The organism is Lactobacillus sp. M0393, assembly GCF_016102025.1.
Lineage (GTDB): Bacteria > Bacillota > Bacilli > Lactobacillales > Lactobacillaceae > Lactobacillus > Lactobacillus melliventris.
Window position 1 is genome coordinate 21,078 of the sequence record NZ_JACFPK010000009.1, and the last position, 23,881, is coordinate 44,958.

Annotated in this window: 23 protein-coding genes; 9 read left to right on the top strand and 14 right to left on the bottom strand. The window is 35.2% G+C overall.

The window, feature by feature from the left end; translation table 11 throughout:
- The first annotated feature begins 12 nt into the window (after positions 1–12).
- On the top strand, positions 13–879 hold the full coding sequence (locus tag H3R29_RS08215) for an alpha/beta hydrolase (RefSeq protein ID WP_198202069.1): 867 nt from the start codon (positions 13–15) through the stop codon (positions 877–879).
- A gap of 5 nt (positions 880–884) precedes the next feature.
- On the opposite strand, the gene H3R29_RS08220 is transcribed toward H3R29_RS08215, so the two are convergent.
- Positions 885–1,238, bottom strand: a complete 354-nt coding sequence (locus H3R29_RS08220; protein WP_198202068.1) for a MerR family transcriptional regulator — start codon at positions 1,236–1,238, stop codon at positions 885–887.
- Positions 1,239–1,530: 292 nt separating this feature from the next.
- Here H3R29_RS08220 and H3R29_RS08225 point away from each other — a divergent pair, with 292 nt between their 5' ends.
- Positions 1,531–2,409: a LysR family transcriptional regulator gene (locus H3R29_RS08225; protein WP_198202067.1), complete on the top strand. Its 879-nt coding sequence runs from the start codon at positions 1,531–1,533 to the stop codon at positions 2,407–2,409.
- An 80-nt stretch (positions 2,410–2,489) separates the two neighbouring features.
- On the opposite strand, the gene H3R29_RS08230 is transcribed toward H3R29_RS08225, so the two are convergent.
- The 4 genes from H3R29_RS08230 to H3R29_RS08245 all read right to left on the bottom strand — a co-directional run bounded on the left by H3R29_RS08230 (position 2,490) and on the right by H3R29_RS08245 (position 6,010).
- The gene (locus H3R29_RS08230) at positions 2,490–3,269 is read right to left on the bottom strand and encodes an ABC-2 family transporter protein (RefSeq protein WP_198202190.1); all 780 of its coding nucleotides are present in this window, start codon (positions 3,267–3,269) and stop codon (positions 2,490–2,492) included.
- Positions 3,269–4,039: an ABC-2 family transporter protein gene (locus tag H3R29_RS08235; RefSeq protein ID WP_198202066.1), complete on the bottom strand. Its 771-nt coding sequence runs from the start codon at positions 4,037–4,039 to the stop codon at positions 3,269–3,271. The genes H3R29_RS08230 and H3R29_RS08235 overlap by 1 nt, the downstream gene beginning before the upstream one ends.
- The gene (locus H3R29_RS08240) at positions 4,036–4,983 is read right to left on the bottom strand and encodes an ATP-binding cassette domain-containing protein (protein ID WP_198202065.1); all 948 of its coding nucleotides are present in this window, start codon (positions 4,981–4,983) and stop codon (positions 4,036–4,038) included. Before H3R29_RS08240 ends, H3R29_RS08235 begins: the two co-directional genes overlap by 4 nt.
- 133 nt (positions 4,984–5,116) lie before the next feature.
- Positions 5,117–6,010, bottom strand: coding sequence for an EamA family transporter (locus H3R29_RS08245; protein ID WP_198202064.1), 894 nt, complete (start codon positions 6,008–6,010; stop codon positions 5,117–5,119).
- 887 nt (positions 6,011–6,897) lie between these two features.
- Between H3R29_RS08245 and H3R29_RS08250 the strand changes: the two genes are divergently transcribed.
- From H3R29_RS08250 to H3R29_RS08260, 3 genes are read left to right on the top strand one after another with little or no spacing between them, the layout of a single operon-like run.
- Positions 6,898–7,626 (top strand): ABC transporter ATP-binding protein, encoded by a 729-nt coding sequence (locus H3R29_RS08250; RefSeq protein ID WP_198202063.1) that lies wholly within the window; start codon positions 6,898–6,900, stop codon positions 7,624–7,626.
- Entirely contained in the window at positions 7,626–8,795 is a 1,170-nt protein-coding gene (locus H3R29_RS08255; protein ID WP_198202062.1) for an ABC transporter permease, read from the top strand. Before H3R29_RS08250 ends, H3R29_RS08255 begins: the two co-directional genes overlap by 1 nt.
- A gap of 30 nt (positions 8,796–8,825) precedes the next feature.
- Positions 8,826–9,446 (top strand): TetR/AcrR family transcriptional regulator, encoded by a 621-nt coding sequence (locus H3R29_RS08260; RefSeq protein ID WP_198202061.1) that lies wholly within the window; start codon positions 8,826–8,828, stop codon positions 9,444–9,446.
- A 60-nt stretch (positions 9,447–9,506) separates the two neighbouring features.
- Here the strand turns inward: H3R29_RS08260 and H3R29_RS08265 are convergent, their stop codons facing one another.
- The 4 genes from H3R29_RS08265 to H3R29_RS08280 all read right to left on the bottom strand — a co-directional run bounded on the left by H3R29_RS08265 (position 9,507) and on the right by H3R29_RS08280 (position 14,636).
- Entirely contained in the window at positions 9,507–10,730 is a 1,224-nt protein-coding gene (locus tag H3R29_RS08265; protein WP_198202060.1) for an ABC transporter permease, read from the bottom strand.
- Complete coding sequence (locus H3R29_RS08270) at positions 10,723–11,619, bottom strand: ABC transporter ATP-binding protein (RefSeq protein WP_198202059.1); 897 nt, start codon at positions 11,617–11,619, stop codon at positions 10,723–10,725. Before H3R29_RS08270 ends, H3R29_RS08265 begins: the two co-directional genes overlap by 8 nt.
- A 214-nt stretch (positions 11,620–11,833) precedes the next feature.
- The gene (locus H3R29_RS08275; RefSeq protein WP_198202058.1) at positions 11,834–12,511 is read right to left on the bottom strand and encodes an NAD(P)H-binding protein; all 678 of its coding nucleotides are present in this window, start codon (positions 12,509–12,511) and stop codon (positions 11,834–11,836) included.
- Positions 12,512–12,656: 145 nt separating this feature from the next.
- The gene (locus H3R29_RS08280; RefSeq protein WP_198202057.1) at positions 12,657–14,636 is read right to left on the bottom strand and encodes a PTS glucose transporter subunit IIABC; all 1,980 of its coding nucleotides are present in this window, start codon (positions 14,634–14,636) and stop codon (positions 12,657–12,659) included.
- A gap of 207 nt (positions 14,637–14,843) precedes the next feature.
- Between H3R29_RS08280 and treR the strand changes: the two genes are divergently transcribed.
- Both treR and treC read left to right on the top strand, forming a co-directional pair.
- On the top strand, positions 14,844–15,575 hold the full coding sequence (gene treR / locus H3R29_RS08285; protein ID WP_046324060.1) for a trehalose operon repressor: 732 nt from the start codon (positions 14,844–14,846) through the stop codon (positions 15,573–15,575).
- The gene (gene treC / locus H3R29_RS08290; RefSeq protein ID WP_198202056.1) at positions 15,572–17,224 is read left to right on the top strand and encodes an alpha,alpha-phosphotrehalase; all 1,653 of its coding nucleotides are present in this window, start codon (positions 15,572–15,574) and stop codon (positions 17,222–17,224) included. The genes treR and treC overlap by 4 nt, the downstream gene beginning before the upstream one ends.
- 86 nt (positions 17,225–17,310) lie before the next feature.
- Here the strand turns inward: treC and H3R29_RS08295 are convergent, their stop codons facing one another.
- Both H3R29_RS08295 and H3R29_RS08300 read right to left on the bottom strand, forming a co-directional pair.
- Positions 17,311–17,802, bottom strand: coding sequence for a PTS glucose transporter subunit IIA (locus H3R29_RS08295; protein ID WP_174794526.1), 492 nt, complete (start codon positions 17,800–17,802; stop codon positions 17,311–17,313).
- Positions 17,803–18,075: 273 nt separating this feature from the next.
- Positions 18,076–18,969, bottom strand: coding sequence for a LysR family transcriptional regulator (locus H3R29_RS08300; RefSeq protein WP_198202055.1), 894 nt, complete (start codon positions 18,967–18,969; stop codon positions 18,076–18,078).
- A gap of 117 nt (positions 18,970–19,086) precedes the next feature.
- Between H3R29_RS08300 and H3R29_RS08305 the strand changes: the two genes are divergently transcribed.
- Entirely contained in the window at positions 19,087–19,629 is a 543-nt protein-coding gene (locus H3R29_RS08305; RefSeq protein WP_198202054.1) for a PAS domain-containing protein, read from the top strand.
- A 606-nt stretch (positions 19,630–20,235) separates the two neighbouring features.
- On the opposite strand, the gene H3R29_RS08310 is transcribed toward H3R29_RS08305, so the two are convergent.
- Complete coding sequence (locus H3R29_RS08310; RefSeq protein WP_198202053.1) at positions 20,236–21,201, bottom strand: nitronate monooxygenase family protein; 966 nt, start codon at positions 21,199–21,201, stop codon at positions 20,236–20,238.
- Positions 21,202–21,314: 113 nt separating this feature from the next.
- Between H3R29_RS08310 and H3R29_RS08315 the strand changes: the two genes are divergently transcribed.
- Complete coding sequence (locus H3R29_RS08315) at positions 21,315–21,869, top strand: TetR/AcrR family transcriptional regulator (RefSeq protein WP_198202052.1); 555 nt, start codon at positions 21,315–21,317, stop codon at positions 21,867–21,869.
- Positions 21,870–22,012: 143 nt separating this feature from the next.
- Here the strand turns inward: H3R29_RS08315 and H3R29_RS08320 are convergent, their stop codons facing one another.
- Together H3R29_RS08320 and H3R29_RS08325 are read right to left on the bottom strand one after the other, a co-directional pair.
- Positions 22,013–22,717 (bottom strand): ATP-binding cassette domain-containing protein, encoded by a 705-nt coding sequence (locus H3R29_RS08320; RefSeq protein ID WP_198202051.1) that lies wholly within the window; start codon positions 22,715–22,717, stop codon positions 22,013–22,015.
- Positions 22,718–22,732: 15 nt separating this feature from the next.
- Positions 22,733–23,488, bottom strand: a complete 756-nt coding sequence (locus H3R29_RS08325; protein WP_198202050.1) for a hypothetical protein — start codon at positions 23,486–23,488, stop codon at positions 22,733–22,735.
- Positions 23,489–23,881 lie beyond the last annotated feature (393 nt).

Sequence of the window (23,881 nt, forward strand, 5' to 3'; positions counted from 1 at the left end):
AGTTGATTAATAATGACTAAAAAACATAAAACTATCATAGCAGGCACATTGCTATTAGTGTTATTGCTACTTGCGGTTTACATCTTCAAAAACAACTACCAAAAAGAAAATGGTGCCAGCTTTCGCATCGCTACGCCGACACTTTTTGTACATGGCTGGGGCAGCAGTTACCATGCTGAAGAAAGTATGGTCGCTTATGCCCAAAAAAGTCATGCTACTAATTCTGTTATTCGTGCCGATGTTAGCTCTAAAGGTAAAGTCACTTTACTAGGGACAATTAAAAAACGGGCCAAGAACCCGATAGTTGAAGTCAATCTTCAAAATAATAAGAGCATTTTTGCCGGATTAAGTAATCAAACTTCTGCCATGAATAAAAGCAGCAATTATATTAAAGACGTAATTAATGCACTGCAAAAAAGGTATCGTTTTAATCGCATCAATTTAGTAGGACATTCAATGGGTAATTTACAAATTGCCTATTACTTGCGCAATAATGCCACTAATGCGCACATGCCTCAACTAAATAAACAGGTTTCGATTGCTGGTCATTATAATGGCTATGTTGGGGAACAAGGAGCACCAAATAAAACTGTCTTAAATCGCGCTGGCAAACCGCAAAAAATGAGTGCAGGCTACCGCGGACTTATAAGTTTGAGAAAAAAATTTCCTCAAAAAGCCGCAGTTTTAAATATCTATGGTGATATGGGGTCTGGCAGTGATGGTGATGTCACCGTTAACTCTGCCCGTTCTTACCGTTACTTAGTCAGTAAACGCGCCCGTTCATATCAAGAAAAAGAAATCAGAGGTCCTCGCGCCCAACATAGTAAATTACATGAAAACACACAAGTTGACCGTTTGCTAGTTAACTTTCTCTGGTAATTAGCTTACTGTATTTTACCTTGATCATATAAACTTATTTTGTTTTTTAACCGCGCAATGGTAACTTGAATATTTTTGTCTTGCTTTTCTAGCCTATGCAATTCTTTGACTAAAATTTGCCGTCTGGGTTTCTTAGTATCACTGCCCTGCTGCATCAATTTAGTATATTCCAGCAAATCATTTACCGGAATTTTCACCTGACGCATGCACTTAATAAAACTAATCCAAGTAAGATCTTTTTCTTCGTAGTTTCTGACGCCATGTTCCTTCTTTATCGCAGGTATTAAGCCCATCTTTTCATAGTATCTGAGAGTTACAGGAGTCAAATCTACTTTTTCAGCCACTTCTGATATTTTCATTATTGTTCCTCTTTCTGATAGACCTAAACTTAGATTTAAGTTTAAGCATTAGCTAAAAAAATATTGAGCTAAACACAGCGATTGTTCTTGCTTGTTTTACCTAATATTGATTGAAAAGTAACCTATAGTTAATAGTTATAGGCGCTTTTTATCTTTCGATTTTACCGATTAGTTAAAATTTTAGTCATACTACTTTTTTATGTAAAATACTTTTTAAACATGATCTTGTATAACTTGTTTGCATTAAAGGGACTTTTTAGCGGCAAAAACAATTTAGCAAGGAGAAGATAATATGGAACTAAGAGTTTTAAATTACTTTGTAGCCGTGGCCCAAGAAGGCAATATGACCCGTGCTGCCAGAAAGCTGCTTATCTCCCAGCCAGCTTTATCAAGACAAATTGCTGAACTGGAGGGCGAACTTGGCGTTAAATTGTTTAGCCGTAAGTCGCGGCATTTAGCTTTAACTCCAGCAGGTCATTATTTACTTGAACAGGCACAAGAAATTTTAGATTTAACTGCTAAAACCAAAAGAAACTTGACAAAAGCTTCTTTTATTAGTGGCGACTTGACCATCGCTGCGGGAGAAAGCCTCGGGATGCAGCGGGTCATGAATGTGGTCAGCGCAATTATTAAAGAGCATCCTTCTGTTAAAATTCACTTATTAAGTGGGGACTACAGTTATGCCGAACGCAAGTTAGACAACGGGACGGTTGACTTTGCAGTCATTATTGGCAACGTTCCTTTAGCTAATTACGCCTCTTTAACTTTACCCGAAAGAGATACTTGGGGAATTTTAATGCCTGCTAATGATCCTTTAGCGCAAAAAGCAGTGATCAAACCAGGAGATTTACAAGGACGCTCTTTATTAAATTCACAGCAAGCGCAAAAAATGCACCTTTTTCAAAACTGGCTAGGAAATTATTACGATTCAGTCAATTTTATTGGCAGTTACAATTTAAATTTTAACGGTACTTTGATGGTTAAGAATCATGCCGCATTAATGCTTACTCTAGATAAATTAGCTGATACTTCGAAAAATTCGGGCATTACGTTTAGAAAATTACAGCCAGAGCTGCAGCAAGCTATTAGGGTAGTTTGGAAACGTGAAGTTAACTTATCACCAGTTGCAGAATTATTTTTAAAATTATTGCAGGAATCAATTTTTGAGTAATAGGATTTAATGCAATAAAAGAAAAAGAGTTTAAGAGACTTAAAAAGCCCTATAGCCATAAGCTACAGAGCTTTTTAGTGTTAGCTGCCAGTACTTTGGTATTTTTGTAAAAACACTCGCCATAACTGATAAATTAGGATAAAAAAGAATACACAGGCGCCAGGAATTAGTAAAAGCCAGACCCACTCGTGCTTAACTGCAATTTTTTCTTGTGGAATTGAAGCAACCCAGCCGATTGGCAAGATAAAGGTCATAATTAGCCTTAAAGCCGACGAATAGATCGCTAACGGGTATTTACTCATGTCAAAAAAGTCAAATGTTGTTTCTGCCAAGTTGGCTAAACCATTAGAAAGTAGTGCAACGATATTACCTAATACAGCTAGTCCTAAGAAGATGAGAGAAGTAAAAAGCGAGATAAAAATAAACATGACCGTGATATACCACGGATTATGTAACTGAATATCCACAATTATCAACAACAAAAGCGCAACAATTAAATCGCCCCACGCATCTTCATCGACTCGTTCATTAACAAGCTGAAATAAAGGATTGACGGGTTTAATTAAGATTGTATCTAAGCGCCCGTCATGAATATAATCAGAAATGTTGAGTGCATTGATAAAAAAGCAGCGAAAAATAGCAAAAGCTAAAGTTGCCAAGGCATAAGTTAAAAGCAGCTGTGCAAAACTATAGCCTTTAATGCGGGGCACAATATTAAAAATAAATCTTAAAGCGAGGATATTAAGCAAGTTTTGAATGATCATCCCTGCTAGCGCAAAATAAAAGTCCAGGTCATAAACAGCAAGTGATTTTAAATTTACTTTTAAATAAGTGGCTAACAATTTTAAATATCTCATTATTACCCTCCTTGAATCACAGTTGAAACAACGGAGCGCTTAAACAAGAATTTAAAAAGCACGTTGAACAGGATAATGTAGAAAAGCTGGATCAAAACTACTTGAATAAATAAACTCCACGATGGCTTTTGTGCCAGCATTCCTACTGCACCAAATGAATACTGAAATGGTAAAAAAGATGCCAGCTTTTTAATTATTGCAGGATAAAAATTGGCAGGAAACATGTTGCCGGCTAATACCAGCAGTATTGCTTCTTTAAAAGTGGAGATGCCCCAAATACTATAGGTATAAAAAGAAAATGTTCCTAGGAGTAGCTCCAGTTCAAAATACAATAAATACGCCAAAGTGGTTGTTACTAAGACCATGAAAATTGTGCTCACTGCAATTTGAAAATTCAGAATCCATAAAAAAACTAATAAATCCACTGTACCAATCACTGCAAATTTGACAACTGAATAGCCAATACTTTCCCACAGTAGCTGCGTTGCAAATGCTACTGGTTTTAACAGGTCAAGTGCAATATCACCAGAACGAACTTTATCATTCACATCGTAGCTGGTTTTAGGAAAAAGCACGGTCAAAAGCTGCATTAATACCAAATAACTAATTGTTTGTTTAAATTCACCGTTTGGCTTGCCAGTTAGAACAGCTTGCCACAAAAAATACTGTACGGTAAGCGAAATTAAAGATGAAAACAGCCAGAAAATCAAAGCATATTTTGAGGCTAGACCTTTTTTTATTCCTATTTTAATGAGCATTAGCCTATATTTCATTGCTGCACCTCCTGCTGTTTGAGGTGCGCCAATAAATATGCCAATTTATTGCTCTTAACTTCAATATTGGCAACTGGGATGCGGGCAGTAATTGTACTTAACACTTCTTTCAGATTTTCTTGCTTAATGCCTGCAATCTGATATGAACCGTTTTTAAGCTGCATCATGTTGGGCCATTGCTTAATTAAATCAGCACTTAATTTATCTGCACTGGTAAACGTGACCGTTGTGGGCACATCTAATTCTGCTAGTTGTAGACTACTTTGATCTAATACCAACTGACCTTTATTCAAAATTAAAATGCGTGAGCATACTTTGGCTACTTCATCGAGATCGTGCGAAGTGAAAATGATCGTTTTATCAGTTAATTGTTGTAAAAATTGCGTGATGCTATTTTTAGTCAGAACGTCAAGTCCAATTGTGGGTTCATCTAAAATAAGCAGTTCAGGATCGTGAATAAGAGCTGCAATAAATTCAGCCTTCATCCTTTGACCCAAACTAAGGTTGCGCACCGGTTGCGTTAAAAACTCGGTAGCCTGCAACATCCGCGCTAACTTTGTTACCCGTTTGGTAAAAATATCCTCCGGTACTTGATATATTTCACGGTTGAGTTTGAAGGTGTCTATTGCGGGCAAGTCCCAGCGTAATTGGCTTCTTTGCCCGAATACTACTCCTATTTTAGCCGCATTTTTTTGTCTGTTATTAAGCGGATCTCTACCAAAAGTCTTGATACTGCCGCCATCAGGCTGCAAAATACCTAAAATCATTTTGATCAAGGTTGACTTGCCGGAACCATTTAACCCCACTAAGCCAACATGATCTCCTTGATGAATCTCTAGAGAAACATTTTTTACTGCGTCAAAAATGCGATATTCTTTGTGAAACAGCTTAGCTGCTTTCACCTTACGATACCGTTTCGCCAGGTTCTTGGTTTCAATTATCATTAATTATTCCCCAATACTTAATTCAGAGTGCAGATTTCTTCCCCAAATAAAAACCAGCACTCACCTTGAACCGGCGTTTCCAAATCATAGCGCCATTATAGCGCTTAATTCTTATTTTTCCAAACTCCTGCAGTTACTTTGAAAACAAAGCCAAGATAAAAATGGCCACAATTACCAAGATATCTGCGAACTTCATCTTTTCTTTAAGGAAAATATCGCCAAAGATGACACTGTATAAAGAGGTCATGTTTAAAAAGATCCAGGCAATGCTTGAGTTGGGTGAAGACGTTGCCAAAGTATAAGTTACTTGCGCTAAAAGAGTCAAAATCGCCCGGGAACCATAAATTAGATAAACCTTACCTTTGAGATTTTCAGCGCTGATCTTGAGAGTCCTGTTTTTATAAATAAAAGTAATTAAGGTAATTAAACAACGCACATAAATTGTCATGATAGTAAAAAAGACCAGATCAATCGGTTTGATAAGGCCTTTGGTTAATAACGGTGAAAGTGCTGCTTGAATAATCAACAAGGGCGCAATTACGGCAAAAGTCGTCAACAAGTTTTTCAAATTTAAATTATTATGACGCTGCTCGAAAACAATATAAATAACTACTATTACAGTGGAAATAATAGAAACTAAATATGAAGATTTGCTAAAGTAGCCCATAGTCAGCAAGATGGCCCAAGGAATAAAAAGATCGGTCACCTTGCTCAAAAGCACAGACTGCATAATTGAAACTTTTTTGAACACATAGCTGTAACCATAGGCAACTATCTGCGCCAAAAAAGCATATAAAAGGACTTTAATAATATAGTTGTTGGTTATTCTGGGACTGGGAAAACTGTGCAGGACGTAAATTAGAAAGAAAGTTACTAAAACCGAACTGCATATATTATTTAAGAAGTTCACATCGATTGAACTTTGCTTCCGATACCCCATTTGGTAACGGTCAATAACTGATATTATTCCCCTGGAAAATGAAGAAATAGTGGCAAAAATAATCAACCAAATATTACTGATAATCATGGTTCCTCCAAATGACAAATTTTGTTTAAAACTATTATTAATATTTTGGTCTTTGCAGCCACAATTAAAAAGTCAGAGAAATAGTTATTACCAGTAACTAGACATTGTTCAGTTACTAAAATCCAGCCATTGGACATACAAAGTTTAAATGTATTCAAATGATATCCACTAAAGACTAATCATAAAAATACAGTATTTGGTTTAAATAGTATTTTATTATACACCAAGTTTTAAACTTGATCTTTATATTTATGCTTAATTTATATTCTTCCCTTAGACCATAACAAAAAAAGACTATAAAAGAGCTTTTTTATTGACAAAATTTCATTACAGTACTAGATTATAAACTGTAAGCGGATACTTTTAATCTTTTTTAAAGATATGAGTTATCATTATTATGAACGATTTTTAAAGAATATTGAAAGGAGATGTTATATGTTTTATGAAAAGAAAAAATAAAAAAAAGTTAACCGCTAAGTTAACTCTTGTTTCTATGGTATTACCGTTTGCAATACTTAATCTCTTTCCATATCAGAGCATTACTAACGATTACCATATATCCATTAGTATTAATGTACAATAATTTATCAATTATTGCAAGAATTAAATAAATATAGAAACTTATTTATGTTTCTTGAGTTATCATTATTGTTTTAGATGGTTGTTAGATCAATAATGGTTAATCATTAGTATTAATAATAACTTCGCCAATTTGTAATTTAAATTAGCATAATTATTAATTATAGTTTTGGGCTGACTTCTGATATTCGTCAAAGTCAGCCTTTTTGTCACTTAAAATTCATTTTTCTAACTCATTGTTCTTTACAAGTAAGTAACTACTTACTATAATATTTATTTGTGAGTGATTACTCACTTTAGGAGGAAATATGAACAATTTTATTGAAATTCATAACTTAGTTAAAAAATATGGTAAAGAAATCATTTTGAACAATGTTAATTTAACACTTAAAAAAGGCGAAATCATCGGGTTAATTGGTCCTTCTGGTGCAGGAAAAACAACAACAATAAAAACTGCTTTAGGAATGGAAAAGGCGGACTCGGGATCTGCCTTAGTTTTAGGAAAGCAGATGCCGAATAGAAAAATTTTAGGTGAAATTGGCTACATGGCGCAATCAGACGCCCTATATACTTCACTAACAGGAGCAGAAAACCTGGAATTTTTTGGTGAAATGAAGGGTGTTGCTAAAAAAGATATAGCAGAACAAATTGAATATGTTGCTGAGGTTGTTGATTTAACAGATGCATTAGATAAATATGTTAAAGAGTATTCCGGAGGCATGATGCGCCGCCTGTCGCTAGCAATTGCCCTACTTTCTTATCCTAAATTACTTGTTCTAGATGAGCCCACTGTCGGAATTGATCCCGCTTTACGTAGAAAAATCTGGCATGAATTAAATAATTTACGCAGTCAAGGCTGCAGCGTATTAATCACCACTCATGTTATGGATGAGGCTGAAAAAACTGACCGCGTCGCCTTGCTTCTTCATGGTGAAATTATTGCTTTTGATCATCCGCAAGTTCTTGAACAGAATTATGGCGTACCAACTATTGAAGATGTCTTTTTAAAAGCAGAACAAAAGGAAGGAGAAAAATAATGAGAGTAACAGCAATTGTCAAAAAAGTTTTAAAAGAACTTTTTCGTGATAAAAGAACTTTAGCAATGATTTTTCTGGCACCAATTTTAGTCTTGTGGTTGATGAATGTAATGTTTGCTTCCAATTCATCAACCAATGCTAAGCTGGCAGTGGTTGATGTCCCTCATCAAGTAAACAAAAACTTAGACAAAGTGGATCACGTTTCCATAAAACAATATACCGACAGAACTCAAGCAAGAAAGAAACTAAAACAAAATAAAATCGATGGTGTGATCTACTACCACCACAATAAATACTATGTAGATTATGCTAATACGGATTCGAGCAAAACTGCTCTGACCAAACAAGCTTTGAAAGCTGCAATCACAGGGCAGTCAATTACCAAAATAAAACTTGCATTAACTCGAAGTCAAAAACAATTAGTTAAATTATCTAAACAATTAGCTATTGTAGCGCAAAAAAATGGTATGCAGGTACCGACTAAACCAAGTGTGCAAAAGAAACCTAAACAAAAGAAGGCAAAAAAAGCTAAGATTATCAATAAGTATTACTACGGTAACAGTGATACAGGCTTTTTTAATAAGATTGAGCCCATCTTAGTTGCCTTCTTTATCTTCCTGTTTGTTTTTCTTATTTCAGGAATGGCATTGTTAAAAGAAAGAACCACAGGGACTTTGGACAGATTATTGGCCACTCCCGTTAAAAGAAGTGAGATCATCTATGGTTATATGATTAGTTATGGCATAGTTGCTGTCATTCAATCAATAATCATTATTGGTGTCACAATCTGGTTATTAAATATTGAAGTAGCAGGCAATGTGTTGTGGGTAATTTTAATTAGTATTCTAGTAGCAATGGTTGCTTTAGCTTTCGGTTTCTTGCTATCAACCATTGCAGAATCAGAATTTCAAATGATGCAGTTTATCCCACTTGTAGTTGTGCCACAAATATTCTTCTCAGGTATTATTCCCCTCGATTCAATGGCGAACTGGGTATCTTACCTGGGTAAAATACTGCCACTAACTTATGCGGGAGACGCATTAAATCAAGTAATACTTTACGGCCGCGGATTTGAATCATTTGCTGGCGATATGCTAGCTTTATTAATATTTATAGTTGTCTTAGTAGCATTAAACATTGTTGGCTTAAAACGGTACCGCAAAGTATAATTAAGCTAAAAGCAGAAAAAGGTGATATTTTTGGTCCAAGTTATTTCCGCATATGAAAAAGAACTAAACAATGAAAAAATTCCAGCCGGGAAAAAGAAGGTATTGTTAGCAGCACTTGATTTATTTTCAAATCAAGGCTTTCATGCTACTACCACCTCTAAAATCGCAAAAGCGGCTGAAGTGAGCGAAGCCACAATTTACAAATATTTTCAGTCTAAAGATGATTTGCTAAAAAAACTGCTCAGTCCCTTATTTATTGAATTACAGCAAGACTTTATTGGTAGTCTTTCCCAATATCAAACTTTGGACGCATTGGTCACTTTTATTGTCAAAGACCGACTTGAATTTATTAAAACCAACTTTGATTTTATCAAGCTGCTTTTACAAGAAATACTGACTGACCCCAAATTATTGCAATATTTTAAAGATCTAATCAGTAAGGAAACTGATTTTATTAATGTGTTCAACAGTTGGAAACAAAAATTTTCTGAAATTGACTCGAGCTTAACTCCAATTGAAATAATTAGAATAATTATTGGACCTATAGGAGCCTTTGCCTTACAAACAGATCTCTTTAATTACCAAGATTCAGACGCTGCTACTAATTATGCCTTAATCAAAAAGCAAATAATCGCTGGACTAACCAATTAAGAGCAGTTTAGTTTCACATAAAAAGACTAGGATTTTTTCACCCCAGTCTTTTTATATTATTTACGCTTTACTATATGCCAGTCCTCGTTTTAGTCTCTTCCAAAAACTGGTATCTTCTGTTTGTAAAATTACGCCTTGATAGATTTTACTAATGTATACTGTTAAACCAACAATACTTACTATTAAAATTACCAGCGACAGAATAACTTCCATATTACCAGCATGACCGTTAATTATACGAATTGGCATCATAAATGAGGAAAAGAATGGCACATAGGATAATACTTGCGGCAGAATTTGTTCGGGGTTGGAAATAAAGGCAAGCGACAGGAAAAAGGCAATAAGGGAAATCATCGTAGTGCCTTGAGCGGCTTTTGAAGAATCTTCTGGCTTGGCTACTAAAGCTCCTGAAAAAGCTGCCAATATCGTATAAATAATTACACCAAGAATCAGGAAAATGAGATTGACATTTACCAAATTGCCCAGAATTTTATTTATTACTACCTGGTTGTCATGCATGAAAGACGCCGTAATTTTTGCATGTAAAGCCCAACGGTAAGTGGCCCAGCCGCCAACAATATAGATTAAAAGTTGCGTAATAATTACACCAAAAATACCCAGAATTTTGCCTAAGAAATATTTTGCCGCAGTTGTACTGGAGAAAATGATTTCCATAATCTTCGTACCCTTTTCAGAAGCTATTTCTTGAGCTGTAATGCTACTGTAGGAAAGCAAAACCATGTAAACGACCATAATCACTATAATTAATGACACCATTTTAGCCAGTTTATCGCCCAGCTGCTTTTTCTGGAGGATCTCACTATACTGCGGTTGCTGTTGTAAGGCCTTAAGCTGATGTGGTGCTAATTGCGCCTTTTGCAAATTCAGTTGACTCTGCAAGACTTGTAAATAGCTTTTTACTTTGGGCTTTAGTTCATCATCAATAGATGATATTCCATGATAAATGGCCTTAACTTGGTTTTTTTGCATGCCAAATACCAGGTAACCATCAATCTTTTCTTTTTTGACAGCCTTTTTAGCAGATTCAGCGGTTTTAATTTTAGCATCAACATATTTATCATTATTTTTAATAAAGTTTTGGCGAACTTGCTCATTGGAACTGATAACTGCAATCTGGCTGTCTGGATCAGAACTAGCACCGATAGCTCCTCCTAAAGCACTACATCCAATTATGAAAAATGGGCCCAGAATCAAAAGCAGAAAAGACCAAGACTTAACTTGATGCCAATAAGTTTGCAGCGTTACGGTCCATAACTTATTCATGTTGTTCACCAGCTTCCATTCTAAATATTTCGTCAAGTGTTGGTGGTTGTTGCCGAAATTCTTCAATATATTCTCCATTTGTTAAGGCATCAAAGACTTCCGCACCACTATTTTCATCGTCAATTCGTAAAAGATATTGACCATGCGCTTTCTTTTCCACTTTTTTAACGTGAGGGAGCTGCAGCAATTCTGCAAGCGACTTATTTGTTTTGCAGTAAATTTCCGTTTTACCAAATGAGTCACGAACAGCGTCAACTGTACCACTTAAAACAACTTGTCCCTTTTTCAACATGATCAAACTATCGCAGATTTCTTCAACATTTGACATATCATGACTGGAAAAAATAATTGCTGCATTATTCTTTTTAGCATCTAAAACTGCGTTTTTAAGCAAATCTGCATTTACCGGATCCAAACCACTAAAGGGCTCATCCAAAATAATTAACTTGGGCTGATGAATTAAAGTACAAATTAACTGCACTTTCTGCTGATTACCCTTCGAAAGTGTTTTTATTTTGTCACTTTTCTTACCCTGGACATCAAAGCGTTTTAACCATTTATCAATTTGCGGTTTTATTTCTTTTGCCGGACAACTTTTTAGCTGCGCCAAATAAACAATTTGTTGTTCAATAGTCATTTTGGGTAGTAAACTGCGTTCTTCTGGTAAGTAGCCGATAGTATCGAAAGTTTTCTCAGTAATGGGCTGATCTTCCCAAGTAATTTTTCCTTCATAGTGCAGAAAGTTTAAAATACTATGGAAAGTCGTAGTTTTCCCTGCGCCATTTTGACCAATCAAACCCATGATTTCACCAGGCTGAATGGTAAAGTTAACGTCTTTAAGAGCCTGAAAATCACCAAAGCGCTTACTTAAATGCTCTACTTTTAGCATAGCTCCCTCCTTTATTCTAATAACAATATAAGCAGATTTTACTATATGCACTAATATAAGCGCAATACTTTTTTTAAGCAGACTTAAAGCAATAATATTTACACTACTACTTTCATTCATTTTTTATTGGGTTTTAGTCCAAAGTAAAAGGCTAATAAATTATGTTAACGAAGCATTAATTTATTAGCCTTTTAAAGTTTATGATCAAATATTTTTAGTGGAAGTTTGTAATTGCCTGTGCAATAGGTACTGAGCCATTGGTAATATCAAATTCCTTTTGGTGTAATTTTCCCGTTAAAATAATGTTAGCAACTGTTTTGGCCACATCTTGACGAGTAATTGTCATATCTGCAATAGAATCAGTAAAATGACTTGCTACTTTAATTTTCCCTGTTGCCTTTTGATTAGTCAGTGCAACTGGTCGTAAAATTGTGTAGTCCAGTGAGCTGTGTAACAACCATTGATCAGCATAATATTTTGCCGCATAGTAATAATTTTGCGGTCCTGCTGCTGGTGTATTATCCGACCAAAAGCTGCGATCGTCAGATTTAATTGCACTAATCATGATAAAACGGTGAACGCCAGTTTCTTTTGCCGCGTTAATTGCTTTGACTGCTCCATCAAGGTCAATCATCATCGTTGCATTAGCACCGGTTTTGCCACCTGAACCCGCCGCAAACACTACTACATCGACCGTTTGCATGGCTTTTGCCAATTGCCCTTGCGGTCCTGCTAGATCAATAAATGCGGTAGTAATTCCCTTTTCTTGATAGGCTTTTTCCTGCTCATGGGAGCGCAAACCGGCAATGACCTGGCAAGTCGTACTTTCTTGTAGCATTTTTACCAATAATTGCCCAATCTGTCCGTGAGCACCAATTATCAGAACTTTCATTTCAATCACTCCATCCACAATAGTTCATTTTATTATAGTTTAACCGCGTATTTCAAAAATGCATTATAAAAGGGCTCTTGACTAATCACTATTAGTTTTAGAACCCTTTTAGATAATTCAAATGTTTTATTAATTAATCATATCATTATATATTAGCTAAATTCTTCTTCTTGGGAGCATTCTTAGGACTATCAGCGTCATTCTCCTTATAGCCAAAGAAGTAAGTTAAAGCAAATGCTGCAATAATAGTAACAATAGAAGCAATCCAGAAGTTTAACAAGTTGTTTGGATTGCCTTGCCCAGCTTTAGGAACAAAGGATGGAAAGCCAATCAGGCTGCCAGTAAAGCCATACATATCAACTTTAAGCAGACCGTTGACCAGACCACCAATGGCAGCACCAAGACTTGAAGTCATAAATACACGACCATACTTTAAGTTAACACCGTACATTGCCGGTTCAGTAATACCAACAGCCGCGGAAATAGCAGCACTTAAAGATAAGCCCTTTAGGTCAGGATTGTGCTTTGTCTTAAACCAAACAGCAAGGGCGCCGGCACCTTGGGCGATCATTGTTACTGAAACAATACCGTTTAAGATACTGTGTCCAGTAGCTGCTATATCATTCGCAATAATTGGCACTACTGCCCAGTGCAGTCCGAAGATAACCAGTATCTGGTAAAGACCACCGATAATGAGACCAGAAAGTGCAGTGTTGACAGTTAACAGCCATTGCAATACTTTAGCAATTCCCGTAGAAATAAATGAAATTACAGGACCCACAATAATTAAGACTGTCATCCCTACTAAAAAGATTTCTACTAGCGGAGTAAAAATTTGTCTTAATGTGACTGGCATCCACTTTTTAATCCACGGTTCAATCTTAGCAGCCATCCAAGCCGCAAAAATCATTGGGAAAATTGAATAAGTATATTGTGGAATATGAATTGGAATACCAAAGAAATTGGCATTAATACCAACGCCAGCTAGAAAGTAACTGAATTTACCACTGGCATAAATTTTTACTAAATCAGGATAAATCAGAAAGCCGCCGATAATAGAAACAACTACCGGGTTAGAACCTAATCTTTGAGCAGCAGTAAAGCCAACGATTAAAGGCAGGAAGTAAAACGACGCATCCCCCATCGCATTGATAATAGTGTAAGTTGGAGAAGCCGTAGACATGTGGCAAAAGTTAGTTAAAATGTTGAGAATACCTTTTAACATACCACTGGCTGCCAGCAAACCAATCACAGGCATCATAGAGCCGGTAATTACGCCTATTAACTGGAAGAAGCCATTTTTAATCTTGCCACCAAGAGATTGATTAGTCTCTGGAGCAGGAGCAGCAGGTGCAGGCTCACCTTGTCCAGCATATTCAGGCCCAAGTAGTTTAATTAGCTCGTCGTAAACATCTTCTACCGTTTGCCCAATTACTATCTGATATTGGTTATTAGCACGAGTAACATCTATTACTCCTTTAATGTTGTTAACTTCATCATCATTCGGAATGCTATCATCGTTTAAAGTAAACCGCAAACGAGTAAAACAGTGCATAACGTTTTTAACATTATCGGCGCCGCCAACAGCCTGAACAATTTCACGCGCTGTAGTTTGATATTTATTTTCATTTTTATTAGCTGTAGCTGGTGCTGCTTTAGCCTGTTTTAATGTAATAGTAGCAGCTGATTCGCCAGCAGCTTTAGTACCCAGAGCAAGGTCAATGCCAGCTAGAACATCTTGAGTATTTGTAATTGCCAAGATGACGGTATCATCTTTTTGAGCATCTTTAATCGCTTGCAGATCCATCGTCCCCAATTGCTGTCCCGCTTTTACCTCAGAGTTTGCTGCTACTTGCAAATCAAATGGTTTGCCGTTAAGTTCGACAGTATCTATGCCAAAGTGAAGCATAACTTCCACACCGTCTGCAGTCTGCAGGCCAAGTGCGTGCTTAGTTTCAGCCACCATTATCACTTTACCTGTTACAGGCGAGACAATCTTCCCAGAGCTAGGTTTAACGGCAAAACCTTCACCTAGCTTCTTCTGAGAAAAAACCGGATCATTAACATCCTCGAGGTTAATGACCTCACCGGCAACAGGTGCCAGTATTTTTATCGTATTACTCATAATTACGCCTCCATGAAACAACCATATAGCAGGTCGTCATATATATTGATAACGCTTTCCTTAAGATTATAGTTCTTGTATAGACAAGTGTCAACAAATTGCTTATTATATTGTTGTAATAAATAATTTTGTATTATTTACCAGACTAGACAGGTTAAAAATTAACATAAGGTGGTATGATTAGTGTTAAAAGGTGGATAACAAATAATGAGAGCTAAATATTTACAAATTGCGGCAGATTTAACGAATAAAATTAGGCATGAGCAGTATGTTGCCGGTGATTTCTTGCCAAGTGAACCAGCACTATCAGAGCTATATAATGTTTCACGTGAAACCATCAGGAAATCTTTAAATGAACTCTTAGATGCTGGCCTAATTCAAAAAATAAAAGGTAAAGGTTCAGTAGTTATTAATGCCGCGCGCATTGCCTTCCCAATCTCTAATATTGAATCCTTTGATGAACTTAATAAACAAAAGCAAATGCATGCTACGACCAAAATATTGGAATTAAAAGACACGCAGGTGCCTTTGACTATTATTAAGCATTTATCTTTAACAGAAACTGCTGCAACTTATGTGTCCCGTTTACGATTAATCAATGATGAACCAATTGTGGTTGATGAAGATTATATTTTAAAAAAATATGTACCTAAAATCTCGGCTAAGCAAGCTCAAAGCTCGTTATATCAGTATTTTGAAGATGATTTAGGACTTGAAATTGATTATGCCACTAAAACTATTACCGTAGAACCAGCCAGTCAAAACGTAATGAAACAGTTGCAGCTTACCGATACCAACTTGGTTGTAGTAGTGCGCAGTTTAACCTATTTAAAAGATACATCTTTTTTTCAATATACTATTTCCCAACATCGGCCCGACAAATTTAAATTTGTAGACTTTGCACATAGAAAAGCACAAAATGGAGGACTTATATTATGAGTTTAGCTGACAAAGTGATTTACCAAATATATCCCAAATCATTTTATGACAGCAATGGTGACGGGATCGGTGACTTAAGGGGGATTATCCAAAAAATTCCTTACTTAAAGAAATTAAATATTGATATGATTTGGTTTAATCCGTTTTTTGTATCTCCCCAGAATGATAATGGTTATGATATTGCTGATTACTATAGTATTGATCCACTGTTTGGTACAATGGCTGACTTTGAAGAACTAGTCACAAAGCTTGGGCAAAATCATATTGGTGTGATGCTAGATATGGTCTTAAATCATTGTTCTACTGATCACATTTGGTTTAAAAAAGCCTTAGCTGGAGACGAATATTATCAGAAGTTTTTCTACATTAGAAAGCCTAAAGCAGATGGCAGTATGCCCAACAATTGGACATCTAAATTTGGTGGCTCAGCCTGGGCACCTTTTGGAAATAGTGGTAAATATTATCTTCATTTATACGACAAAACTCAAGCTGATTTGGACTGGCACAATCCTGCAGTGAGAAAAGAACTATTTAAGGTAGTTAACTTTTGGCGTGACAAAGGGGTTAAAGGCTTTCGCTTTGATGTAATTAATGTTATTGGCAAAGATGAAAAACTTACTGACGCACCCCAGAACACCGCCAGTAAGCTAATGTATACTGATCAGCCCATAGTCCATCAATATCTAAAAGAATTAAATCAAAAAACTTTTGGTCAGCAGCCAGATACAATTACTGTCGGGGAAATGTCATCGACGACTATTGCTAATTCTGTTGCTTACACTAGAAAAGATAATCATGAGCTGTCAATGGTTTTCACTTTTCATCATCTAAAAGTTGATTACAAAGATGGCCAGAAATGGACCAGGATACCTTTTGACTTTTCCGCTTTAAAAAATGCTCTTAACGAGTGGCAGATTGGAATGAGTCAAGGTGGCGGCTGGAATGCTCTCTTTTGGAACAATCATGATCAGCCTTGGGCCTTAAGTCGTTTTGGTGATCCTATTAATTTTCGCGAAAAATCTGCAGAAATGCTGGCTACCGTAATGCATCTATTACGTGGTACACCTTATATTTATCAAGGTGAAGAAATTGGCATGGTCAATCCTAATTACCAGACAATCACTGACTATGTAGATGTAGAAACGCTTAACGCTTATGACGAGCTTAAACAGGAAGGCTTAAGTGACGCCCAAGCTCTGGTAATTATTCAGGCTAAATCTCGTGATAATAGCAGAACCCCCATGCACTGGGATGACACTGCTAATGCCGGTTTTACTACAGGAACTCCTTGGCTTAGGCCTAAAGATCAAGATAAAATTAATGTTGCAGCTGAATTGGATCACGGTGAGATTTTCCCTTATTATCAAAAACTGATTTACTTGAGAAAACATTATCCCATTATCGCCAAGGGAAGTTATGAACCGCTTGACTTGGATCATCCACAAATTTTTGCTTATTGCAGACTTTATCACGGGCAAACCTTACTGGTAATTAATAACTTTTATGGTAAAAAAATTACTTATAGCTTGCCTGACACTTATCAAGGACAACAAGCACAAACATTGATTAGCAATTATCATAAAAATTTACAGGAAGTACCAAAAACTGTAGAGTTACATCCTTATGAATCACTGGCCTTGTTAATATAGATTAACGCAAAAATACCTCCAAATTTGTCCTAAATTTGGAGGTATTATCTTTGAAAATCGAATCTATTTTTGTTTATCAAAAATACCTAGCCGATAAGTAAATCATTAGCTTTAACTTCTGCACCGTCGTCCTGGTTCAGTTTGATTTCTTTTTCATATCCACTAGTGAACACAACAATGACAGTAGGGTCTAATTTGTTATCAGTTACTACGTTCTTATCAAATACTTCTAATTTTTGACCTTGAGTTACCTCGTCATCTTGGTTTACCATCACTTCAAAGCCTTCTCCTTTTAAGTTCACAGTATCAATCCCAATATGAATAAGAATTTCGACACCTTGTGCAGTTTTTATACCTACGGCATGCTTTGTCTTGGGAAGAGCCTCAATTTTACCTGCTACAGGTGCATAAACGGTTACTTTATCCTCATCTGGAATAATGGCAAAACCGTCTCCCAGCATTTTTTGTGCAAAAGCCGGATCGTTTACCTTTTCAATTTTTTCAAGTTTGCCACTAATTGGTGCAGTGACCGTAAAGTCTTCCTGCTTCTCTTGTTTCTTACCAAACCACTTAAACATTCTTCTGACCTTCTACTTTCATTAATCTTAAGTAATTAATTTCATGTTTTATTACAATTTTAGCTTTCTAACTATTAACAAATATATACTTTTAATCAAGAAAAACTAGTAATGAAAAAACATTTTCTTGTTTTTTAAGAAAATCACTCCAAAAGTGCTTTTTCCGTTAACTCTCGATATAGCAGCTTGTTCATACTTAATTCACAAAAAAATCCAATACGTAACAGTAAAAATACTTCTCTCTAATCTCATCTTTAACAAGAGAATTCTGTACTATTCAAAATCAAAATTAAAATCTTGAATAAACTTGATAAATTGATAGACAATTCTTTTCGCATTATTTTTCTGTGTAATGGCTACTAAATCAACTTGCGGTTCCCAGTCAAGGGGAACATAGGCTAAGCTGCTGTCAAGTTCAGGATAAATACAGTAAAGACCTAATCCCAGACCTTGATTTGCCTTAAGCAAAACATTTAAAGAAGATATTTCAGCGGCATAAGTAATATTTAAATCTCTATTCAGATGAATAATCTTATTTTGTAAATTAATGATATCTGTCGCTGCCCATCTGTTATCTAAAAACAGTAATTTTTCACTCTGAAAATCCGTCAATTTAATTATACTTTTTTTACTCAAAGAGTTATTTCGAGGAACAATTACTTTGAACAGCTCTGTTTCAATTGGATAGACCTTAATATTATTTAAATCTTCAGCTTCCAATCCAGTTGTCAGCATAACATCCAAATTGTTAGACACCAATTGCTGCTTTAATTCGTTGCGATTCAAATTTACCAGTACAAATTTAACTTGAGGGAACATTTTTTGAAATTGACTTAGCCAAAGGGGAATATATTTATCATTAAAAGGATTATATGAATAGCCAAAATTTATTTGCAATCTTTCTTTTTTATCTTTTTCCTGAATCTCCTGTACTGCAGAATTATAGTTATTAATTAATGGCCTTATTTTTTGATAAAAAACTTCACCACTTTTCGTTACATTAACATAGCGCTTGTTACGATTAAACAACTTAACGCCAATTTCATCCTCGATAGCATTAATATCATGTGTGACAGTTGGCTGGGTTACATGAATTGCCTTAGCAGTTTTGGTAAAATTTTTTGTTTCAACTAAATTAACAAAAGTAACAAGTTTTTTTATATCCATATCTTTTTCCTTATAAGTTATTTCTATTATTAATAACTGATATTAATTTCACTTATAATTATAAATAAAATATACTATTTTTGTAAACGGTTTATACAATAAATAAGGAGATCAAAAATGGTTAAACATACAGAAGAAGCTACCAGTGCCTGGATTACCGAAACAGCTAAAAAAGTTAATGCTGCTAAGGGTACAGATTATGTAGAATTAGATCAAGGATTATTAACTGTTGACCAAATCGATGCATTGCTCAACTGCTTGCCACTTGAATTAATCACTATTGACAAAGACGATCGTTATGTCTATTGCAATAATGAAATTCCTAAGAAAATGTTACTTTCACCTCGGTGGCCTGAAAAACTTGGCCAAACTTTATCTGAAGTTCACAAAAAGACTTCAATGCCTCATGTTCAAGAAATAATGGATTACGCCAAGACTGGCCAAACCTATAAACTTATTAAACCAAGTGATAACGAATATATGGTTGCCTCTTTTAAGAATATGACTGACAAAAATGATCAATATGCTGGCGTGACTGAATGGATTGTTGATTTATTACCAATCATTAACTGGTACCTAAAACAAACGGGACAGAAACTGGTTCCTGATGAAACTAAAAAGGCAACCGATGTAGATTCCGGTGCCTCAATGCAGTCATAAATAAAATTTTTATGTTTCTTAGCCCCTAGCTGTGGACTAATTTCTGATATTCTATCGGAGTTAGTCCTTTTTAGTTTGACCCTATTTTTTCATTGTAGTAGTCACTGTATTACGATTCAATTTAGATTCTTAAACATAAAAGTTAATGCTTTTTCTCTGTTATAATGAAGCTGGAGGCAACAGCCTATCTGATATGGATAGGAGGTGGTTCCAATGGAAATAGCAAAATTATTTATACAATTTTTTCTTGATTTGCTTAGAGAACTAACAGTTTTCTTAGTTAAAAAACGCTGGCTAAACGACAAGAAAAAAAAGAAGTAAGTTGCCTTCCTTCTTTAATAATTAGCATGCAAAAAAGCTCTATTGTTGGGATAGAGCTTTTTGTGTGATTCCAGTGGGATCGCTAAACTATTTATACATTTATATTTTAGCATAAAATTGTTGCAAAAAGAAAACAAAAGTAACGAAAAGCTAACAAAAGTGCCTAAAAAAGAGAATTACCAATTTTCAAAGTAATAGTTCTTAATCGTTATCTTTATTAAATTCACATGACACCCTGTGCCGCAATCATTTCCTTATTTTTGCAGGGGACAATTAGCACTCAATCTACAACTCTACATTTTCCAATGAGTGCAGAACGTTTTTAGTATCTTGTAACACATCCGCAATAATTTGTTTAACGGGTTTTGTTTCTTTAATTAGGCTCAAATCCTGACCAACCATAATTGCGCCATTTTGCGTATCACCTTGATACATCCCCATTTTGATAGTTTTAGCATCAAGACCAGCTTCTTTTTGAGCTGCTTCAGCCTTCAGATGAGTAGCTTCTAAGTCTTTGATCTGATCAGAAAGGTTATTGGCAATCATTCTAAAAGGCGCGTCATTAGCATAAGAAACTTCAGCAGTAGCCATATCTCCTGCAGCAATAATTGCTTGTTTTGCTTTATCACTAATCGGTAACTCATCTGCTACTAAAAAAGCAGTGCCCATTTCTATCCCTTCGGCTCCTAAAGCAAATGCTGCAGCACCACTATGGCCATCTACAATACCACCAGCAGCTACTACAGGAATATTAACTGCCGCTACCACTTGTGGTACTAAAGCCATTGTGGACTCAAAAGAAACATGGCCGCCACCTTCCCAGCCTTTGACAACTACCAAATCAGCTCCTGCTTTTTCTGCAGTGACCGCATCAGCCAAATAACTGGCCTTGACAATTATTTTCATCCCGAGTTTATGCCAACGAGGGAAATACTTTTGGCATAAAGCGCCATTAAGCCGCATAGCGTCAGCATAAACTACAGGCGGCTTGGTTGCTGCTAATACTTCATCTGCTTGCTCAACAATTCCCTCTTGCATGATTGCGTTAACGGCAAACGGCTTTTCAGTCAATTTTTTAGTCTGGTTAATTTCTGCAATGCTGGCATCTTTAGGCATATAACCTAAGCCCAATACGCCCAAACCACCAGCGTTTGAGACTGCAGATACTAAAGGAGAAAGTGAAGTAAACGCCATTGCACCCTGAATTACGGGCTTTTCAATTCCTAATGCTTCTTTTACTCTATTTACCATTTAGTTTTTACCTCCATCACTTATAAATTTGCTAAAATTAGCATAACGATTCCTTGGTTAAGGTGTAATGACAAATATTTAAATTTTGTCGAGTCAGAAGAAGGCATTACTTAATGGAAAAGCAAAATCCCAGTTTAGAGTTACGCCTAAGTAACGCGTTATTTAGCTTGTTAAGTGATAAAGATTATGAACAAATCACAATCTCAGATATCACCAGAAAAACTAAAGTGGCCAGAACAACTTTTTACATTTGTTTTGACAATAAAGATGAATTGCTGCGCTTTTCTATTAACCGGTATATGATTCCGTTTGTAGCCGGTTTGCGCAACTCACTTGAACTTAAACCTAAAGACAACATGACTAGAACTATCGCTGCACTGAGGGACATAGCACCACAAATTAAATTTCTGCCGCTTTTGCTTAGCATCAAAACCGCAACATTTAATCCCAGTCGCGAAATCGAAAATAATGTTAAAAAAGAAATCAGGCAGATATTACAAAAACAGCAAATTGATCCCGCTATTTTAGAATACTTTGCCAGTCTTTATTTTGTCAGTTTATTAGAAACACAAAAATGGTGGGCCCAACATCCCAAGGTTGCCCCAGCTAAAGTCGCTCAACTAATTCACCAAAGCTGCTATCACGGACTTATTTCACTTCTTAATTAACAAAAAAAAGAACCAAGTAGTTATTAGCTTCTTAGTTCTATTTGTTAATATATAGTAATGCATTGCTGATTAATACACCTTGCAACCAAAATAGTCTGTTCAGCTTAATCAGTTTTATTACCTCTTATAAATCAAAAGGATAGTTACTCTTGATTTAACAAGATATTGCCTGATCGCATTTTCTTAAATGCAATATCAATATCATCTGTATCTGCAATGTGTAACATTTCACTGTAGGTACCTTGAAAAACACATTTTTTGTTCCCAACGAATACAATATGCGCCTGCATGAAATCTAATTTATCCAGCTGGTGTAAAGTCATAATGACTTTTTTCTTTTTCTCAACAACTAAAGATACAATTAAGTCTAGAATTAAATTTTCAATATAACTGTCAATTCCACTAAGAGGTTCATCGAATAAATATAATTCCCGCTCCATTATGCTAGTACAATAAACCATAACAGATTGGTATTCCCCACCGGATAAAGACCTTAGTTTAGTATTTATTAATTCCTTTATGATCTCATTATAAAAACTAACTTGTGCATTAGTGACTGCAACAGTATGATCATTCATCGATTTAAAAAAATTTATTACTTGTTTTACTGTCAGTTCATCAAAGAAAGACATGTTTTGAAATTTATAAATAATATTAGGCATAGAAGGAAAATCTATCATAGCTGTAGCAGGACGATCAATAAAGCCGTAAATTAGATTAAGTAAAGTCGTTTTACCAGCACCATTACCGCCAATTATTACATTTAACTGATCGGCAATAAATTTTGCGTTAAAATCGGCAAAGATTTCTTTATTTTTATAAGAAAAGTTCAAATGCTTAATTTCCATATTGTCTCCTTACAACTATTTTTCAAAAACTGTAGAAATATTTTGTTTCGCAATAAAAATCATCCCAAATACGACATAAATTAGAATAACGATCAACAAATTAACAAGAGTAGCCCAATTTACTCTAGAAAACATCATTTGCATTATTACTTCATACCCCTTCATTAGGTATTTAACAGGTGTACATAGCAATAACAAATTTAATATTTTGTTTTTTGCTTCAACAGCTGACACCATGAATGAGGCCAAAATAATCAATGTAATAACAATATTGTAAGTTTGCAATTTTAATTTTGTTGTTAACAAAAAATACAAGCCCATAGTTAAAGGCAAAACCAACACAGTCGCAGCTATGATAGTGGTTAACAGTAAATAACCCAGATAGGCAAAAGACTTAAACATTAGTGCGGTAATTAAGTTAAATAGAAATAATTCTATTATTAAAAACGTCCATTGCGATAAAAATTGACTAATCAGTACTAGATATTTTGAATTGGTTACCATGTAAATAACTTTATAATAGCCATAGTCACGATACTCAACCATTGCCAGAATCACTGAGTTTAGAACAGTTGTTAAAGCAATATAGGCAAAATAGTATGCACTGCCGCTAATTAGTTTACTCTTACTGACAGTATAGTTATTAATAAAAACCGGAGCGTTAGATATAGCAAAATATATAACTGGAAAGACAATGTTAAACATTAAAGCAATTTTGTTGCTAAAAGCATTAATAAGGAAAATCTTGTAGAGCGAATAAAATTTTTTCATATAGAAATCTCCGTGAATATTACCTAACATTTTTGAAATAGTCTAAACTTATCGCCTAAAAGGTGTACTCAAATTTAACTAAGAATCAAAATTCAGCTAATTTTCATTTCAAATAGATTCTCAGCTTAGCAGCAACAGTCAGTTTACTAATAGTCTTCAATGTATAATAATTATTAAAATTATATGTTATTTTTATATGCCAGTCAATTAAATTTCATATTTTTGATATTTAAAGTTATAAACATACTCCTTTTAGTCTTCCTAGATTATTTTATATTGCAGTTGCTATTACACAAATTAAGTTTTACTACAAAGTCTACTAAATTAACCTGTAGCTTTTTGCCAAAACAAAAAGAACAAGCGGTTAATGCGCCACTTGTCCTTAATTATATT